The 17,399-nt window shown below is 42.2% G+C and carries 16 protein-coding genes; 3 read left to right on the top strand and 13 right to left on the bottom strand.

Annotation, left to right across the window (positions count from 1 at the left end; all coding sequences use genetic code 11):
• Positions 1-31: 31 nt before the first annotated feature.
• Positions 32-904: a TolB family protein gene (locus tag BMW98_RS11260; RefSeq protein WP_139177515.1), complete on the bottom strand. Its 873-nt coding sequence runs from the start codon at positions 902-904 to the stop codon at positions 32-34.
• A gap of 155 nt (positions 905-1,059) precedes the next feature.
• On the opposite strand from BMW98_RS11260, the gene BMW98_RS11255 reads away from it, so the two are divergent.
• Positions 1,060-2,127 (top strand): oxygenase MpaB family protein, encoded by a 1,068-nt coding sequence (locus BMW98_RS11255; protein WP_090258687.1) that lies wholly within the window; start codon positions 1,060-1,062, stop codon positions 2,125-2,127.
• A gap of 54 nt (positions 2,128-2,181) precedes the next feature.
• Entirely contained in the window at positions 2,182-2,574 is a 393-nt protein-coding gene (locus BMW98_RS11250) for a hypothetical protein (RefSeq protein ID WP_090258686.1), read from the top strand.
• On the opposite strand, the gene BMW98_RS11245 is transcribed toward BMW98_RS11250, so the two are convergent.
• From BMW98_RS11245 to BMW98_RS11205, 9 genes are all read right to left on the bottom strand, one after another.
• The gene (locus tag BMW98_RS11245) at positions 2,571-3,443 is read right to left on the bottom strand and encodes an ABC transporter ATP-binding protein (RefSeq protein WP_090258685.1); all 873 of its coding nucleotides are present in this window, start codon (positions 3,441-3,443) and stop codon (positions 2,571-2,573) included. The two genes, BMW98_RS11250 and BMW98_RS11245, sit on opposite strands and share 4 nt — an antisense overlap.
• Positions 3,440-4,108, bottom strand: a complete 669-nt coding sequence (gene modB / locus BMW98_RS11240; protein ID WP_090258684.1) for a molybdate ABC transporter permease subunit — start codon at positions 4,106-4,108, stop codon at positions 3,440-3,442. Before modB ends, BMW98_RS11245 begins: the two co-directional genes overlap by 4 nt.
• Entirely contained in the window at positions 4,105-4,452 is a 348-nt protein-coding gene (locus BMW98_RS11235) for a TOBE domain-containing protein (protein ID WP_139177512.1), read from the bottom strand. The genes modB and BMW98_RS11235 overlap by 4 nt, the downstream gene beginning before the upstream one ends.
• A gap of 55 nt (positions 4,453-4,507) precedes the next feature.
• Positions 4,508-4,969 carry an IS200/IS605 family transposase gene (tnpA, locus tag BMW98_RS11230; protein ID WP_090258682.1) on the bottom strand — a complete coding sequence of 154 codons (462 nt, stop codon included), beginning with the start codon at positions 4,967-4,969 and terminating at the stop codon, positions 4,508-4,510.
• Positions 4,970-5,776: 807 nt separating this feature from the next.
• Positions 5,777-8,383: an FtsX-like permease family protein gene (locus BMW98_RS11225; protein WP_090258681.1), complete on the bottom strand. Its 2,607-nt coding sequence runs from the start codon at positions 8,381-8,383 to the stop codon at positions 5,777-5,779.
• Complete coding sequence (locus BMW98_RS11220) at positions 8,383-8,709, bottom strand: PadR family transcriptional regulator (RefSeq protein WP_338060837.1); 327 nt, start codon at positions 8,707-8,709, stop codon at positions 8,383-8,385. The genes BMW98_RS11225 and BMW98_RS11220 overlap by 1 nt, the downstream gene beginning before the upstream one ends.
• 93 nt (positions 8,710-8,802) lie before the next feature.
• Positions 8,803-9,546, bottom strand: coding sequence for a molybdate ABC transporter substrate-binding protein (gene modA / locus BMW98_RS11215; protein ID WP_090258679.1), 744 nt, complete (start codon positions 9,544-9,546; stop codon positions 8,803-8,805).
• Positions 9,543-10,292: a hypothetical protein gene (locus tag BMW98_RS11210; RefSeq protein ID WP_090258678.1), complete on the bottom strand. Its 750-nt coding sequence runs from the start codon at positions 10,290-10,292 to the stop codon at positions 9,543-9,545. The genes modA and BMW98_RS11210 overlap by 4 nt, the downstream gene beginning before the upstream one ends.
• The gene (locus BMW98_RS11205) at positions 10,285-13,206 is read right to left on the bottom strand and encodes an FAD-binding and (Fe-S)-binding domain-containing protein (RefSeq protein WP_090258677.1); all 2,922 of its coding nucleotides are present in this window, start codon (positions 13,204-13,206) and stop codon (positions 10,285-10,287) included. The genes BMW98_RS11210 and BMW98_RS11205 overlap by 8 nt, the downstream gene beginning before the upstream one ends.
• 247 nt (positions 13,207-13,453) lie before the next feature.
• Between BMW98_RS11205 and BMW98_RS11200 the strand changes: the two genes are divergently transcribed.
• Positions 13,454-14,059, top strand: coding sequence for an MCP four helix bundle domain-containing protein (locus tag BMW98_RS11200; protein WP_090258676.1), 606 nt, complete (start codon positions 13,454-13,456; stop codon positions 14,057-14,059).
• Between the two features lie 25 nt (positions 14,060-14,084).
• Here the strand turns inward: BMW98_RS11200 and BMW98_RS11195 are convergent, their stop codons facing one another.
• The 3 genes from BMW98_RS11195 to BMW98_RS11185 all read right to left on the bottom strand — a co-directional run bounded on the left by BMW98_RS11195 (position 14,085) and on the right by BMW98_RS11185 (position 17,318).
• A complete protein-coding gene (locus BMW98_RS11195; protein WP_090258675.1) occupies positions 14,085-14,504 on the bottom strand; it encodes a DUF6252 domain-containing protein in 420 nt (139 codons plus the stop codon).
• 104 nt (positions 14,505-14,608) lie between these two features.
• Entirely contained in the window at positions 14,609-15,949 is a 1,341-nt protein-coding gene (locus BMW98_RS11190; protein WP_090258674.1) for a sensor histidine kinase, read from the bottom strand.
• The gene (locus tag BMW98_RS11185; RefSeq protein ID WP_090258673.1) at positions 15,939-17,318 is read right to left on the bottom strand and encodes a sigma-54-dependent transcriptional regulator; all 1,380 of its coding nucleotides are present in this window, start codon (positions 17,316-17,318) and stop codon (positions 15,939-15,941) included. The genes BMW98_RS11190 and BMW98_RS11185 overlap by 11 nt, the downstream gene beginning before the upstream one ends.
• Between the last annotated feature and the right edge of the window lie 81 nt (positions 17,319-17,399).

Genomic DNA, 17,399 nt, shown 5'->3' with positions numbered 1-17,399 from the left:
TAGTACACTGCTATCGGTCAAAAAAGTAGTATCAATTATTGATAACGATAGCAATTCGTTTATTGTCTTGGTTAACAGCCATCCGACTGATTCCATTTTTAGCAAATTCGCCAAGGTCTTCAATCTCTTGCCAGTCGCTGTGGTGTTTTGGGTTGTAAGCCAGTAATTTGGTGTCCACACTGGTTATAAAAGTGCCTTCCTGTGTTATGCACCAATCGTTGGCATTTGCCGGTTTACTAACAATTTTCTGAAACTCACCAGAGCTAACAGCATAGTTGTAGATTATTACTGAGCCATCTTCTTCTGTTCGCTCAAAGGCAAAATCATCAGTGCCCGGAATTACTTTAATAGTTCTGCCTACATTACTGGTAACTATGTTATCGTAAACCTTCATGGCATTGGCCGAAACAAGCGTAATGGGCTCTCCAAGCACAAAGGCAAGTACATCGTTGTGCTTGTTGTATGCAAAGTAGCCCACTGGTTCAACCTTTTCTAAGATCAGTTCGGGCTTAGTTTTGCCATTTAAATGGTAGAGCCAAAGGCGTTGTCTGCCATCTTTATCTTGCCGAACAGCCGCAAAAGTGTCGAAACCGGGAATTACATGAGGAGAGTACTCGCTTTCAGGTGTGTTTGTAGCCGCTTGTTCTTCTCCGGTGTACAAATCTTTGGCGTAAATATCGGTTTGTCCGTTTCTGTAAGAGGAGTAAAGCAAGTAATCATTCCGGTAGAAAAATGGTTGGTTATCATAACCATCTCTCCTGGTTACATTTTCCCCTTTGGTAATGGAGATTTTGCCTTTTTTCTCCTTTAATTCATAAACATAAATATCGGTTGAAGGGGGGGATTGCGCCAAAAGTAAACCCGAAAAAGAAAGCGCCATATAGATAACAAAAAGGTATTTCATGTGTTGTGGAGTTAGGTGCTCGAAGATATCTAATTTGTGTTTAATCAACAATTGGCTGCTCATCAATTAATACTTCCGTCTGGCACAATTAATTGGGAATAAATAAGATAAAATATGTTTTTCCCAACAGAGACTCGACCAATACCTTTTACTTAATGACAAATTCTAAAAGTACCAACTCTAGAAAGGTGTCAAGATATGTGTGCGATGATTTGGCGGATGCCGTCATAGCAGACTATTTTCCTGACAAAAGAAAAGACCTACAAGCCATTTTGAATGGCTTTAACCGGAATGATATTGATTTCGGTAGCGATGCCACTGCATCTTTAGTGGCTTTAAGACAAAACATCAACGATACTATTGCCAAGTACGACTCAGACCTGATGATTCAGGGTAGGAAGTTTTTCGACAGATATGCTTCTGACAATTTAATGTTGTTAGGCTTTTTATCGTTGCCTTACTGCTATGCGGCCGCCAATGGGTCGGCAGTATTGTCCAGATCGAAAAAGATTTTAGAAGACCCTAAAGCCCGACTTTCCGAAACTGCACTTTTTGTTTTTGAGGTGATGAAATCTGGTGCCTTCGATAAATATGGCGCAGGACTAACCGTAATATTAAAGGTGAGGCTAATGCACGCAGCTGTGCGTTGGTACATCAAAAACTCTGGCGATTGGGATGTAGAAAAGCTAGGCGAACCGGTAAATCAAGAAGACATGGCAGGTACCAATCTAGCCTTTTCCTTATTGGTAATAAGAGGTTTGAGAAAACTTGGAAGACAAGTAGATTCAAAAGATGCTTTTGCCTACATATATTATTGGAATGCCGTGGGTCAAATGCTGGGTGTAGAACCAGACTTGCTGCCAGCGGATAACAAAGCAGCCTTTAAGCTGGAGCGTGAAATTAGGCTGAGCCAATTTGCTAAGTCTGAATCGGGCGTAAAGCTCACCAAATCGCTAGTTAATTACCTGACCAAGGAAACCAATGGCACGTTGGTAGAAGGCATGGTGGAACCAATTATGAGCTTCTTTTTGGGCGATAGGGTTTCCGAAACTGTAGGGATTGATTTGAATTATACACAAAAAACCATTTTAAAACCTTATCGTGTTTTTCTTTCGCTTAAGAACTTATTGGTAGACGAGAAAGACAGTTTTGGCAAGGCCTATTTGGAGTTTAAAAAGCATTCGACCAATAGCCTTGATGATCAGATTTTCGCGCTACCTTAATGTGTTTCCAACCTTTTGTTACATGCTACTGTCTAGGTAAAAAAGGTTGAAGAAATGAAAAGAATAATAGGATGTGCTTTGGTTGCCTTACTGGCATTAATCAGTTGCGATAAGGCCAATATTTCGAATTGTGCAGAGGTTAAGATTGTAGAGCAAATATGCGGTCAATACGTTTTGCAAGTAGTCAGCGGCAACCTCGATGGTAAATTGACAGATGGCTGGAAATCGGCATATGACGAGAAGGTTTACGACAATGTATTCTTTACTTACATGCCCTGCGAATCGAATTTACCTGATGACCCTAGCGAGACTTTCTTTGTAAAGGCGGTAGCCGAGCGAGAAGAAGGCAATTGCGCGGTTTGTTTAGCTCTATTGGCCAGTCGACCAGAAACTTCGATAGCAATTGAAGTAGTACCCTTCTGCGAATCGAATGGGGTAGTAGACTAAAGCTTTTTAATAATAGGATTGAAAGCCTTGGAGGCAACAATAACTTTGTCTCCAGGGCTTAATTTTTTTGCCTCACTTTCATCTACCACCACGCGTACCACTTCTTTACCTACCACCAAAGAAAGTATGTTTAAGAAGTCTTGCGACTCAATAGTCAGCACAATTCCTGTAAACTGAAATTTACCACTAAGCTTAGCATCGCCAAATAGCTGAGCAGGTGTACCACTTTTAGTTACACTACCATTATCAAGTTCAATCATTCTATCGGCTAGTTTAATGGCTTCGGTAATATCGTGGCTCACCATAATGGTGGTAAGTTCAAAAGCCTTATGAATCTTTGAAAGGTAGTCTTGCAGCTTGGCGCGAATCTCAGGGTCAAGTGCGGAGAGGGGTTCGTCAAGCAGGAGTATTTTTGGCTTTTGCACCAGAGAACGTGCTAGGGCAACACGCTGTTTTTGCCCACCAGAGAGGGTGTCAGGTTTTCTGCTTTCCAATTCGCCCAGTTCCATCATATCAATCAGTTCATCAATAATGTTTGTAGAAGCCCCTTTTTTTAGCGCGTATTCAAGATTTTGCCTAACCGTCATATTTGGGAAGAGGGCAAAATCTTGAAAAACAAAGCCTAACTGCCTTTGTTGGGGAGAGAGGTTCAGTTTTTGGCCTTTATCGAACCAGGTTTTGTCGGCTACCTTAATAGTGCCAGAATCTGGGTTTAGCAGTCCTGCCAACATCCGTAACAACGAGGTTTTTCCAGCCCCAGACTTTCCGCCAACAACCACAAAATCGCCTTTGCCGATTTGAAGGTCTACATCAAGCTCCATTTTACCCTGATGTGATAAAAGTGTCTTTCTTACCTTCAGTTCGATCATGCTGTACGCTGTTTGTTGCGGTGATTGATAATGTAAACCGTTACCAGAATGCTGAAAGTGATGAGTAAAAGCACTAAAGCATATTGATTGGCAGCACTGTAATTGAGCGATTCAACTTCATCGTATATGGCAATGGAGGCCACCTTGGTTACTCCCGGAATGTTTCCACCAATCATAAGCACTACACCGAATTCGCCAATGGTATGGGCAAAAGCCAGTACAATTCCGCTCAGCAAACTTGCTTTAATGTTGGGCAGCAACACTTTGAAAAGGGTAGTGGTTTTGGAGTAGCCTAAAACATATGATGATTCCTTCATGTTTGAAGGAAGTGCTGTAAGTCCCGCTTGGATCGGCTGCACCATAAATGGCAGGCTGTAAATCATAGAGGCAAAAACCAGCCCTTCGAAAGAGAAAATGAGGCGAAGGCCAAGGCTTTGGTCTAGCCATTCTCCAAAAGCATTGTTCGGACTAAAGGCAATAAGCAAGTAAAAGCCTAGAACGGTAGGCGGTAGCACTAATGGCATACTAACTAGTGCTTCGATTATTGGTTTGGTTTTGCTTTTGGAATAGGCCAACCAGTTAGCCAAAGGAATTGCCACCAACAATAGTAGGGCAGTGGTAATGAGTGCCAACTCCAAGGTCAATATAATCGGCTGCCAATTCATTCTGCTGAAAGCATTACTTCATTGGTTTTGATCATGGCGTAAACTTGTTGTTCCTCCTTCAGGCCGAGTCTTTCAGCCGAATTGGTGCTGATTACCGAAACCACTGTGCCTACTTCGGTTTCTAAGGTGACTTTTGAAAGAATCTCGCCTATTTCAAGTCGAGTAATCTTACCTGTGATCTCATTCTGAAGGCTGATTGGTAGGTCTGGCTGGGTTGAAATGGATACTTCCATTTCTTTAAAAATCACATTTACCTCTTTTCCTACAAGCAAATAATCACAGGTTGAAGCCGTGTCAATTACAATGCTTTTCAATTTTACATCACCCGCGGCTAGACTTACCATTGAAAGGTGTCTTGTTGATTGAATGTCTGTTATTTTAGCTTTGAAGGAGTTCAATTTAGTCTAGAAATTCGAAAAGGTATTCCTCTTTATAGTCGACCCTAAATTTGCTAAGAAAATCGATGTATTCTTCACGGAAGGTGGTTTTTCTATTATGTGCTGGTTGATTATTGATGTACTTGACCACTGTTTGAACCTGACTTTGAGCATAGGAAAATGCTCCATAGCCTACTTGCCAGTTAAACTTGTTTTTCAGAAAACCTTTCTCATTAATCCATTTGGAAGAGTTGGCTTTTAGTTCTCTAGCTAAATCGGAAACGGACTGAATAGGGTTTAACCCCACCAAAATATGCGTGTGGTCGGGCATGGAATAGATGGCCAAGCATAGATGTCTGTGGTTTTTAATAATGCCTGTCATATACTTTTGTAACTCTTCCCTGAAGGTTTCCTTAATCATATTGTTTCTTCCTTTCACCACAAAAACATAGTGAATATAGATCTGTGTGTATGTATTGGCCATTGAACAATTTAATAAAATTCGCCCTTATAACATGTCGCTTCTACGAAGCTCAGGTTAGATGAGTCTTTGATGGTTATGAAATTCCGCCACTCTGTGGCTCAACCGATCTGTTGACATGGGTAAGGAGCTGAGCTCTTTGAAGCCCTTAAGCCATCATCTGAGGACATGTCGCTTCGATGAAGCTGAATAACATATAGTTATTGGTGTCTAGCTATGACATTAGGCCACTCTGTGGCTGGTTTAACCTGTCAGTTAATTAATTAGGAACAGGGCTCCAGAGGAGCCAAATGTCATAATATATGCAGCAGATCGTAATAATGAGCTTCGTAGAAGCGAAATAAGCTAAAACACAAATGATAAATGAAGGTACAAGAGAAAATAGACCTTTTGGAGCTAGTAATGCTCATAACTCTTTATGTCTTCTGTAATAGGCTGGATTACAGGCTAGAGTTTTATTATGATTTTATAGTTCATCTCGCTTCTACGAAGCTGAGGTTAGCTTAGTGATCGATGCTTATGACATTCCGCCACTCTGTGGCTCAACCGGTCGTTGACATGGGTAAGGAGCTAAGCTCTTTGAAGCCCTTAAGCCATCATCTGAGGACATGTCGCTTCTACGAAGCTGAATGACTCGATTGAGTAGAGTGTTATGACATTTGGCTCCTCTAGAGCCATTTCTCAAACCGAGTTTAATAGGCCAAGTCAGCCACAGAGTGGCGGAATGTCATAATTTTGAATTATCCCGCTACTCAGTTGAGCTTCGTAGAAGCGACATCCTATAATGAACTGCTCAGAGCTTCGGTCTACTCAATCATTTCTCAGGTTTTCTGCTGGGTTGATCCTGATGATTCTACTGCTTTGCCAGAAAATAGCAGACAGGCCAATAATGATAGTAAGCAGGCTGCTTACGAACACTTCCGCAAAATGAACACCACCGCTAAACTTATTATAGATGTTTACGAACAGGTGATCGTAGAATAAATAGGCGCCAGGCAGTGCAATTAACAGGGCTATAAGCCAAAGTTTCAAGAACATGCTTGAGAGTGTTCCGAAGAGTGTCATGGCATTGGCGCCAAGTATCTTACGGATGGCCACTTCTTTGCGCCTGTTTTCTGTGGAGTAAACCACCATTCCCAATAACCCTAGGCTAGAGATTGTGATTGAAACCAAAGCCAGAAAGCCGAAGATTTTCATGGCCGTGAACATAAAATCATAACTCTGCGCAACAATGGTTTCTAAATATTTAGGTTGGAATTGACTCTCGGGCTGAAGCTTATTCCAGGCCATTTCAATATTGGCCAGTGTTGCCTCGCTATTGATGCCGTTCAACTCAACAATGGCATAGTTAAAGGCATTTTCATCCAACCGCATTACCATAGGTTCAATTCTCTCATTAAGCGGTTCGTGATTATAATCTGCTACTATGCCAACAATTTGAATTTGCTTATTCGCCAATTGCCTGATTAAGCTGTCTTGCGGGTTGTTTTTGATGTTATTAAGAAGGCTCAGCAGCTTTTCATTAACCAGCACTTGTTCAAATTGCACATCGCTCAGTTGGCTTTCGCCCCAAACCATCTTCAGGTTCATCTTATCTATAAAATCTTCACTAATGAAAACTTCTCTAACCAGAATAGAGTCAGTTAAATCATCGCTGTAGAAATAATTCGTTTTGCTTAATGGCAAGCCAGGAATGTTCGAGCTGAAACTGATGTTTTCTACACCATTAATGGCTTGCAACTCGTTTTGCAATACAGCTATATCATTCGATTCAAGGGGTAATACAACTCTGTTTTCTTTAGCAAAACCCGGGTCATAAGTAATGGTGTGTGAGTACTGCCTTAGCACTACGCCAATGCCAATCATGAAAGAAAGGGAAAGAATAAACTGAAAAACAAGCAGCCCTTTTCTAAAGCCAGAAATGGATACTTTTTTATCGCTAGACCTGTTGTTGATGGCTGCAATAGGCGTGATTCGGGCAAGATAGAGGGCGGGTACCACTCCGGTGATAAGGCCTGTTAAAATGGCAAAGCCTAAGAACATGATGATGACAAGTGGAGTCATCTCAAAGGTCAATGCTTCGGCACCGACTAACATGGAGGTGAACTCTTCTTTTATAAGGTTGAAGAGCACAGTTGATAGCAACAAGCTAATAATGCAAACAAGTATTGTTTCTACCAAAAACTGTCTAATAATGAACTTATTTGGGCTGCCGATAATCTTTCTAATGCCGATCTCTTTGGTTCTGTTTAGTGTGTTGGCAATGGCCATGTTGATGTAATTGAAACATGCTGGAATAAGCACCATTAGCGAAACACCAATGAAATATAAAAGCCCATCATAACCGAAAATCACCCCGATTCTGTCCGAATAATTAGGGCCTGGGTTAATCTCAGTGATGGCTTGTACATGGTAAGTAGCTTCAGAAGATTCTAGGTCGAAGAATGCTTGCCCACTTTGGCCTAAACTTGCAATCATTGACGCTAACTCACTCTTGGAAGCCTTGGATTTAAAGTAGAAGTAGTTGCTACTGAAATCCGTCCAACCAGCTGCACCCACGTTATTTCCGCGGCCTGTCCCTGAGATATTGGCTAGCAAATCGAACTTGAAATGGGTACGCTGAGGAAAAGGTGCCAACACACCGCCAATTTCGAAAATGCCGTCTCTTTCTGTTTCTATTGTTTTGCCGAGAACATCGGTAGTGCTGAATAGTTTTTGCGCCAACTCATGCGTAATGATCACGCTTCTGGGGTTTTCAATGGTATTGGCGTCACCTCTTTGTAGTTTGAAATCGAATAGCTGTAAAAAGCTTGGCTCAGTATAGTAACCATGCATTTCAATGGGTTCTCCCAATGATTTGATAGTAGGGAAGAAGTGATCGTTAATAATTGCGCTTTCGGTTACCTGCTGGCTGCTAGTGCGTAAAAGTTCTGCCAAAGCGGGAGGAGAGGAAGCAAAGTGATTTCTGTCTCCTGAAGTATTTAATTCTGTAGTGATTCTGTAGATGTCTTCGGAATCTTTATGGAACCTATCGAACTGCTTAAGGTCCGATACCATGGCCAAGCAGAGCAATGCCACCGACATGCCTAAAGCTAAACCAAAGACATTGAGTGCGGTGAAGAGCTTTTGTTTCTTGATGTTCCGAATAGAGATTTTGATGTAGCTGAAAATCATTGTATTGAGTTTTTGACCTGAATAATAATTTGAAAATGACCTGTCTTTCTTACGCTTTCTAAGGGCATAGGAGAAAGAGAGTTTTATAACTTCTAACCAATAGAATAGCTGGGCTTTAAACTGTCCCTCAGCGGCTAGCTTATCCTCATAAAGTTCCTGCAGATCGCCTAGGAGATCTTCATTCTGAGCTTGACCACTTGCCCAGAGAAAGAATTTAGTTGCGAGTTTAGGAGGTTTGTGCATTAACCGGCTGATAAGTTGATCTTAGAATTTTGCCATAGTTCATCACGCAGGCTTTTCATGTTAGAGAGTGCTTCTTTAGCACTTTGTGTAATCTCGAAATAGCGCTTTCTGCGTCCACCACGTTTGGCGGTCGGTTCTCCTAAATAGGAAACAAGAAACCCTTTTTCCTCCAAGCGTGTGAGGGTGGAATGCAAGGCGCCCAAGCTCATTTTACGATTGGCCTGCTGTTCTATCATTTCCAGAATAGTTGTTCCGTAGGCTTCCTCAGCCAAGTTGGCTATGGTTAGTAAAACAAGTTCTTCAAACTCTCCTAAGTAGCCCTTCATAATATCTTTCTATTTTTAATATTAAATATATGACGGCAACGATAAGAATATGTTTCTACTTTTCATAAAATATGATTAAAAAAGTGGAAAAGGCTATTTGTAGCCAAAGCTGCGCAGAATGGAGAGGCCTTTTTCGGAGCCTACAAAAGCTGCGAATGCCTCAGCTTCTTTTTCCAAGCCACGGTCATTTTTAAGTACAACCATGGCCTGTTTGATAGGGGCGTGCAGGCTGTTGGCAATGGCGATCCAATTGCCTTGATCTGACATGTTGGGTGATAGCACAACCGATTTGGCTGTAAAGCCAATTTCCGCTGCTTGAGAGATGATAAACTGATTGACTTGCGAGATGCTTTCTCCGTACACTAACTTGTCTTTTACCGCATCAAATAGCTCTAGTTGCTTTAATACCTCAACTGCCGCTGTGCCATAGGGGGCTGTTCTTGGGTTGGCAATGGCAATGTGCTTAACCGCATCATTGGTTAATTGATCAATAGAAACTTGAAGGTTTTTGCTGGTAGACCAGAGCACAAGTTGGCCGGAAGCATAGGTAACCGGAGAGGAAGTACCGCCTCCCGTCTCGTAAATGGCCTGTGGATATTTAGTATCGGCCGAGAAGAATAGGTCGTATGGTGCGCCTTCTCTGATCTGCGCGGTAAGCTTTCCCGATGAACTTACCACAAGTTCCACCTGCTGACCGGTTTTCGCGGTGTAAGCCTCGGCCAAAGCCTTCATAGCAAACTGCATATTGGCAGCTGTGGCTATGGTGAGCTTATTAGGTGAATTTTGCGAGCAACCTAATAGTAAAACAATAAATAGGATCGCATTCCAGTATTTCATTTCTTAGCTCTACTGACAAGGTGATTCAATTGTTTCTCCAACTGATTAAGCTCTTCATTCTTCTCAATTTTCAAGTCTTTGCCGATCTCCTTTAACCTTTCAATAGTTTCTGAAAAAAACTCTTCTGAAACCTGTTTTTCCGGTAAGTTTAGTGACTTCAAATAGAGGTTATAGAATACTTGGACTGAGTTAACCCAATCTATAAAGTCTCTCAACATTAGGGCAGAATCGTTTATATCGATATTGACTATTAGATCATAAACCTTCTTGAAGTCAATTGAGATGTGTCCAATTGTATTGTTTCTGAAATCCTTTAACTGTTTTTGATAGTCGTATTTTCTCTTAAAATTTTTGAGTTTTTTGCTGCAATCAATCAGAGAGTCTTTTGTGACAGTCATACTTTTGGCTTTTTGTCTAATCTGATTGCTGTATTTTGTATATGATTCAACTACTTCATGGATGAGAAGTCTAGAGGTTCTGGTGTAGTATATTTTTTCCCAATCATGTTTAGAGTTAAATATTCCTTTAAGAATGACATGGGCATCTAACAAACCTATAAGAAGTGTGCCTGCGCAATTGATATTATCATGAAGTTCATCAAAATCACTGTTATCAAATCGAAGTCTTGATTCAGTAATTTGGGAAACAAGAGTGTTGTATCTTTCAAGCTGATCTGTGAGGAACTCAATGGCTTGATCTGCCTCGAGGAGAATTATTTCTTTCGTTTCTGGAGTAAGCTTATTCATTTTTGAGGTTTTCATAAAGAATCTCCACCGGATGCAGCGCCTTTCTGGCTGTTCCATCTTTGATCTGATGGCGACAGCTCGTACCTGCTGCTGCAATAATTACATTGGCTGGCGTATTGCGCACGGTAGGGAAGAGTACCAGTTCACCAATCTTCATAGATACATCGTAGTGTTCCTTTTCATAGCCGAAAGATCCGGCCATACCACAGCAGCCAGAAGGAATCATCTGCACACTAAAATTCTTTGGTAGGGAAAGTAACTTCTTTGATGGTACCATACTCGAAAGCGACTTCTGATGACAATGCCCGTGTACTTTTATGGTCTTGGTTTCGCTCGTGAATTGTTCTGCTTTGATATTTCCTTTATCAATTTCTCGTGCCAAAAACTCTTCAATCGTCATTACGTTTTCTGAAAGCTTTTTGGCCTTCTCTTGCAATTCACCGCGGGTAAGCGAAATGTATTCATCGCGGAAGGTAAGAATGGCCGATGGCTCAATGCCCACCAAAGGAGTTTCTTCCGAAATCAAACCAGCAAACTGATTGATGTTCTTTTCGGCCAAGGGCTTGGCATCGTCAAGTAGTCCCTTGGAAAGTTGAGGTCTACCGCAGTCTGCATGAGGTTGATAAATTACCTCGTAGCCAAGTTTGTCTAGTAGGAGAACAGTCTTCTTGCCAATCTCTGCATCATTGTAATTTGTAAATTCATCGCAGAAGAAATAAACCTTTTGTTTTGAGAGAGTTGGGGTGAAAGAATTTAACCATTTGTGTAATGGTTGTCGAGCTAATTCAGGCATGCTTCTTTCCTTAGCAAAGCCAGCAATGTTTTTGGCAATATTGCCTGTAAAATCATTGCCAAAAATAAAGTCGTAAGCCCATGGAGCTAGACTTGCAAGCTTCATGCTTTTGGTGAAATTGGCAATGCGCTTGGCTCTGGCCGGAATGCCATTTGTTTTGTAATACTGATGTTGCCACTCTGCTTTTAGCTTGGCCATATCTACATTAGATGGGCACTCAGATGAACAGCCTTTGCACGACAAACAGAGGTCCATTACCTCCTTAATTTCTTCGTTTGCGAATGGGTTTTTGTCTGTTGAGTTCGTTAGAATTTCACGCAAGATATTCGCCCTTGCTCTGGTTGTGTCTTTCTCGTTTCTGGTGGCCATATAACTCGGACACATGGTGCCTCCACTCAGTTCAGATTTACGGCAATCACCGCTTCCATTGCATAATTCGGCTGTTCTGAGGATTCCTTGCTGTTCTGAGAAGTCAAGTGCTGTTTCAAAATGAGACGTTTTTTTGTCTTTCTCATAACGCAAAAAAGTGTCCATCGGAGGCGTGTCAACTATCTTATTTGGGTTGAAGATGTTGTACGGATCCCAAATCTTTTTCACCTGTTTTACGAGCTCGTAGTTATGTTCGCCCAACATCTGAGGAATGAACTCGCCTCTCAGCCTGCCATCTCCATGTTCGCCAGAAAGAGAGCCTTTATACTTCTTAACCAAAGTGGCAATTTCTTCTGCTATTACACGGAATTGTCGCTGCCCATCGCTGGTCTTTAGGTTCAGGATAGGACGCAAGTGCAGCTCGCCAGAACCGGCATGCGCATAGTGCACGGAATAGAGCCCGTGCTTTTCCAGTATCTGGTTGAACTCTTCGATATAGGCAGGTAAATCCGCTACATCTACGGCTGTATCTTCAATTACAGGAGCAGCTTTAGCATCGCCCGGAACGTTGGAAAGAAGCCCGAGCCCAGCCTTTCGCAGGTTCCAAACTGACTTGATTTGTTCTCCTTTTATGATTGGATAAGCATACCCACGGCCATTGTCTTTCAAGTCCTGAATGAGTGCTTCTACTTTTTGGTCGGCCTCTTCAGGTGTTTCACCATTTAGTTCAACCACCAAAATGGCCTGTGGGTCGCCCTTTACAAAGAAGCGTAAGGCGCGGTACATGGCATTTCGCTTAGTAGCTTCCAGAATGTAATGGTCCATTAGCTCACAAGCCGAAGGCGCATATTTTAGAGCAACCAGATTAGCTTTTAGGCTATCATCTATGGTTGTTGAATGTATGCAGACCAAGCGCTTGTTATCGGGCGGGAGTGGAGTGAGTTGAATCTTTGCGGCTGTTACCAAGCACAACGTGCCTTCCGACCCAGCAATAAGGCTGCTAAAATTGAAGTCGGTGCCGTGCTGCGTAAACGGGGAGTGACGCAAGAGCATATCTAGCGCATAACCCGTGTTTCTTCTAGGAATATCTGGTTTCGGAAAACCAGCTACAATTTCCTTTTGATTGGTTTCGTCTTTGAGAATTTCTCTTGTCTCGAAGTAGATGTTATTTTGCAATTCGCCACTTACCGAAATACCATTGCAATGACTTAAAAAGGCATCATTATCTACCGGCCCGAACCAAGCTTCGGTGCCATCGGCCAAAATGGTTTTTACTTCAAGTAAATGTTCTCTTGTGCTTCCATAAACTATTGAATTAGAGCCACATGAATTGTTTCCAATCATGCCACCAATCATGGCGCGGTTGGCGGTTGATGTCTCCGGTGCGAAGAAAAAACCGTATGGTGCTAAGTGTTTATTTAGGTCGTCACGGATAAGGCCAGGCTCTACCCAAGCGTACTGCTCTTCCTCGTTCACTTCCAGTACTTGACCGAAGTGCTTAGAGATATCCACTACAATTCCACCACCAACTACCTGTCCGGCCAGGGATGTTCCGGCAGTTCTAGGAATAAGTGATTTGCCGTTTTCTCGAGCAAAATTTACTAGGGTGATTAGGTCATTTTTGCTCTTGGGAATGGCAACGGCTTCCGGCATTTCGCGGTAAGCCGAAGCATCGGTAGCGTACAATCTACGGGTAGTATTATCGGTAAATAGATCGCCCTCCAGCGCGTTTTTCAAATCCAGCAACGACATGCCTGCCAAATTACAAAGGGGATTGAAAATAGGGGTGGATTAGTTGAAAATCTTTTGGTGGTCTAATGTCCGAGCGAGACGCTCGAACTAGTTAGGAGGATATTTTCAAAAGGTAGATATGCGATTTACTAGCTTTCCAATTCCCAATACGCTCTTGCCGCTTGTTGAATTTCATCCGTGCATTGGAACAATTTGAACATTGGTGAGTATAATTGTTTGAGAGCACCATTTATAACCTTACACACCTATGGATTTTTACACTAAACTGAAGTGGATACTCGGTATATCCTTAGTTTTTGCCTTGATAGCCGCCACAAATCTTGTCGATCGAAGCAATTTTATGCAGGTAAAGGAGTCTGTTGCGACCATTTACGAAGACCGCCTGATTGTAAAAGACCTGATTATGGACATGTACAAGGCGATGCAGCAGAAGAAGATTGCGATTATATCTGATGATAGCTCATTTATGGGGCAACGCAATGATGTAGTGAACAATGACCTAAAAGCACTGATTGAGAGATATGAGGCAACGAAACTCACAAAAAATGAAGCAACGGTTTTCGAGAATTTGAAATCGAACATTGATGCCCTTTGGCAGGCCGAGGCTTCCGTTACAACCGAAAGCTTTAAAGCCAATGAACATTTGTTGGGCATTTTAGCGCAGGTAGAATCTAACCTTGATGAGCTTTCCGATATTCAGATAAGTGAAGGCCGCAGGCAGGTTTCTATAACCAAGCGAGCCACCGATTCAATAGAGCTGTTTACTCAGTTGGAAATTTACGTGCTGATTTTTCTAGCGCTGGTTATTCAGGTAATTATACTTTATAAACCGGGAAGAAGTAAAGAATCTTGATTGAGTTGAGTGCTGACCGTACTAACTAATCAAACCTAAACCGTCCATTGGTGATGTTAACGCTTTCACCAGAGAAGTTGGACTCTATTCGCGTGCTAAAAGTACCTTCAACATGTCCATCTTCATTGGCGGTTAAGGTAAGGCTACCTTCTAGTACGGTGATAAAAGTGTCGTCTCCATCGGAGTAGGTAATACTGGCTTGGTTGCCTGTTAGGTCAATTGTTCCTGTGGCACTTTCTTCCAATTCAATTTCTAGATACATATTGCCACTTTTGTTCCCTTTCAGTTTCCTTTTTCCGTTGGAGGTGGTCAAAGTCACATTGTCGGCAGACCAAGCGCTGCTATTTATGGTGGCTGTTACAAAATTATTTGGTTCGCTATCCTTTTTACAAGCGCTTATCAGGGTGAAAACGAGCAGAACGGCAATCAGTCTAGAGAAATTCATGGTACATAGGGTTAAAGATAAAACTAGTTCATTTTTCTAAGTTTTGCACCTTAAAATGAGCAAGTTATGCTAAGTAAACCAGCGGCATTGATTTTTGTTTCCGTTCAAAATGAGGCAATGAAAGAAGCCCCCTTACCAAGCTCGCTTTGAACATGTAAATCGCCATTGTGGAGCTGCATAATCTGTTTGGAAAGACTTAGACCAATACCTGAACCACGCTTTTTTGTAGAAAAGAAAGGCATAAAGATCTTTTCTACAGCTTCTTCGGTAATGCCGTGGCCATTGTCTTCTACCCATACAGAGAGTTGCTGATTGCTCTTTTTTATGCTTATGGTCACGTGTCCATCGGGTTTTCCTTCAATGGCTTCTCTAGCGTTCTTTATCAAGTTAATCAATACCTGCTGAATCAATTGTTCATCGATGTTCAGCACGGCTTTGGCTTTTAGTAAATGCACCGAAAGTTGACCTGCTTCAAATTCACTTTTCATAAGGCTAGCGGCCTCTTGCACCGTTTGATTCAGGTCCGTAAGCGTAAGGTTGGGTTCGGGTAAATTGGTGTAGTCACGGTAGGCATTTATAAAATTGATCAGCCCATCAGAACGCCCCGAAATGGTACGCAGCCCTTCCTCCAAATCTTCCAAACTTTCGTCAGGTATGGTGTTCAGGTTTTCCTTGCGCTCTACGTCTTCCTCAATTACTTGCGTAAGGGTAGAAGTAAGCGAAGAAATAGGAGCGATGGAGTTCATGATCTCGTGGCGAAGTACTTTGGTCAGGTTTTGCCAAGCCTCTAACTCTCGTGCTTGTAACTCTGCTTTAATGTCTTGAAAAGCAATGAGTTGATATCTGTCGTTGCCAATTTTGTAGAGGGTTTTGATTACCGCCAATTCTTTTCCGCCAGAACTTTTAAAAGTAGTTCTATCTGTGCTTTCCACCACGCGTAATAACTCGTTTAATTCCGGTAGTCGAATGTTCAGCTGAAGCGAGTACTTACTGTGTTCAATGCCCAATAAGTTTAGAGCCGATTTATTGATAAGTTTCACTTGTCCATTCGGCCCAATCGAGACAATACCGGAAGCGATATTCTCAATGATTACCTGCAACTCTTGGAAGAATTCTTCTCGCTTTTGACGCTCTAAAAGAATGGCATCAATCACTTCCTTAAAAGCCATGTTCAATTCCTTAAAAGTCTTGCCCAACTTATTGTCGTGGGTAAAACTCATGTTGAAATCGTTGTATTTAATGGCATCGAAAAAGCGTCTGAGTTTCTTATTGGTGCTTTCAATGTAGTTGAAGAGTTCGTAGACCTCAAAGATGATGATGAAGCCGGTTACTACGGTAGTCACGTACTTTTCATCGAAGAAAATAAGGTACACAAAAGCGGCTACCGTAAGAAAGAGCACGATAACGCGAATGAGGACGAAAATGCGGAAGCGGTTAAAGTCCATATTTCTCCAATCTACGGTAAAGCGATGAACGGGTGAGTCCTAATTCCTGCGCGGCATGCGTAATGTTACCATTGTTTTTGGCCAGCACTTTGCGAATAAGAATACGCTCCACATCTTCCAAATTATACTGGTCCAAATTGATTTCTCCTTGGTCTTTTGTGGGCGATTGTCCAGTATTAAAAAAGAAGTCCTCCGGCTGTAGCACATTGTCTCGGCTCATAATTACAGCACGCTCCACAGCATGTTGCAGTTCTCGTACATTGCCTGGCCAGGTGTATTTTTCAAGCCGTTTAATAGTAGCTTCGCTGAATTTATAAATATCCTTGTTGTACTTGGCTGCGAACTGCTTTAGATAGTGTTCCGCAAGCAAGGGAATGTCTTCCAAACGTTCGCGCAGAGCAGGCAAATGCAGTTCTATGGTGTTGATACGATACAATAAATCCTGCCTGAATTCGCCTTTTTGCACCATTTCGTATAGCGGCATATTGGTGGCGCAGATCAAGCGAATGTCTACTTCTAACACTTTGTTTGAGCCAACGCGCTGTATGCGTTTATTCTGAATGGCCGTTAATAATTTGGCCTGGAGTGGAAGAGAAAGGTTGCCAATTTCGTCCAAAAATAGTGTGCCACCATTCGCGATTTCGAAGCGGCCGGCACGATCGGTTTTGGCATCGGTAAAAGCGCCACGTGTATGACCGAATAACTCAGATTCAAAAAGGCTTTCTGTGATGGCACCCAAGTCTACCGTTATAAAAGGTTTATCGGCACGTTTAGAGTTGCGGTGCAGGGCACGGGCAATCAGCTCTTTACCTGTGCCATTTTCGCCCAGTACAAGCACATTAGCATCTGTTTCGGCCACACGTTCAATTGTATCAAATACTTGAATCATGGCTGGAGAGCTACCAATAATGTCTTTGAATTTGTGGTCTAAATCTTGGTTCATCATTGCTTGTTGCTCTTTGAGCAAGCGCAGCTCGTCTTTAGAGCTTTTCAGTGTCATGGCCGAAAGGAGTGTGGCCAAGAGTTTTTCGTTTTCCCATGGCTTCATTACAAAATCTGAAGCCCCGGCTTTGATGGCTTTTACGGCCATATCAACCGACCCAAAGGCTGTTATAAGCACAACTACAGCAGACGGATCAATCTCTAGGATCTTATCGAGCCAATGAAAACCCTCTTGGCCTGAGTTTACGTCTTGCGTAAAGTTCATATCGAGGAGAATCACATCGTATGACTCGTTTTTAAGCAAGTCGGGTAGTAAGGTTGGATCTTTCTCTAAATCAATTTGCCCAAAGTGCCTTTTGAGAAAGAGACGGGCGGCCTTTAAAAGGTCTTCGTTGTCGTCTATAATGAGTATTCTACCTGTTTTCATTTAATGCTATTAGTGCTTTGATTCTCTTGTTAGAGATTCCCGTTTGCTCGGGAATGACGTTCCAAAAGATTTTAGGAGTTC

The sequence above is a fragment of the Roseivirga pacifica genome (assembly GCF_900111145.1).
GTDB classification, from domain to species: domain Bacteria; phylum Bacteroidota; class Bacteroidia; order Cytophagales; family Cyclobacteriaceae; genus Roseivirga; species Roseivirga pacifica.
Note: the sequence above shows the minus strand (reverse complement) of the source record. Positions and strands in the feature narration are given on the sequence as shown.

Coding starts and splice junctions, on each gene's coding strand:
- BMW98_RS11260 (WP_139177515.1), bottom strand. CDS start 904: ATGAAATACCTTTTTGTTATCTATATGGCGCTTTCTTTTTCGGGTTTA.
- BMW98_RS11255 (WP_090258687.1), top strand. CDS start 1,060: ATGACAAATTCTAAAAGTACCAACTCTAGAAAGGTGTCAAGATATGTG.
- BMW98_RS11250 (WP_090258686.1), top strand. CDS start 2,182: ATGAAAAGAATAATAGGATGTGCTTTGGTTGCCTTACTGGCATTAATC.
- BMW98_RS11245 (WP_090258685.1), bottom strand. CDS start 3,443: ATGATCGAACTGAAGGTAAGAAAGACACTTTTATCACATCAGGGTAAA.
- modB (WP_090258684.1), bottom strand. CDS start 4,108: ATGAATTGGCAGCCGATTATATTGACCTTGGAGTTGGCACTCATTACC.
- BMW98_RS11235 (WP_139177512.1), bottom strand. CDS start 4,452: ATGGTAAGTCTAGCCGCGGGTGATGTAAAATTGAAAAGCATTGTAATT.
- tnpA (WP_090258682.1), bottom strand. CDS start 4,969: ATGGCCAATACATACACACAGATCTATATTCACTATGTTTTTGTGGTG.
- BMW98_RS11225 (WP_090258681.1), bottom strand. CDS start 8,383: ATGCACAAACCTCCTAAACTCGCAACTAAATTCTTTCTCTGGGCAAGT.
- BMW98_RS11220 (WP_338060837.1), bottom strand. CDS start 8,709: ATGAAGGGCTACTTAGGAGAGTTTGAAGAACTTGTTTTACTAACCATA.
- modA (WP_090258679.1), bottom strand. CDS start 9,546: ATGAAATACTGGAATGCGATCCTATTTATTGTTTTACTATTAGGTTGC.
- BMW98_RS11210 (WP_090258678.1), bottom strand. CDS start 10,292: ATGAATAAGCTTACTCCAGAAACGAAAGAAATAATTCTCCTCGAGGCA.
- BMW98_RS11205 (WP_090258677.1), bottom strand. CDS start 13,206: ATGTCGTTGCTGGATTTGAAAAACGCGCTGGAGGGCGATCTATTTACC.
- BMW98_RS11200 (WP_090258676.1), top strand. CDS start 13,454: ATGGATTTTTACACTAAACTGAAGTGGATACTCGGTATATCCTTAGTT.
- BMW98_RS11195 (WP_090258675.1), bottom strand. CDS start 14,504: ATGAATTTCTCTAGACTGATTGCCGTTCTGCTCGTTTTCACCCTGATA.
- BMW98_RS11190 (WP_090258674.1), bottom strand. CDS start 15,949: ATGGACTTTAACCGCTTCCGCATTTTCGTCCTCATTCGCGTTATCGTG.
- BMW98_RS11185 (WP_090258673.1), bottom strand. CDS start 17,318: ATGAAAACAGGTAGAATACTCATTATAGACGACAACGAAGACCTTTTA.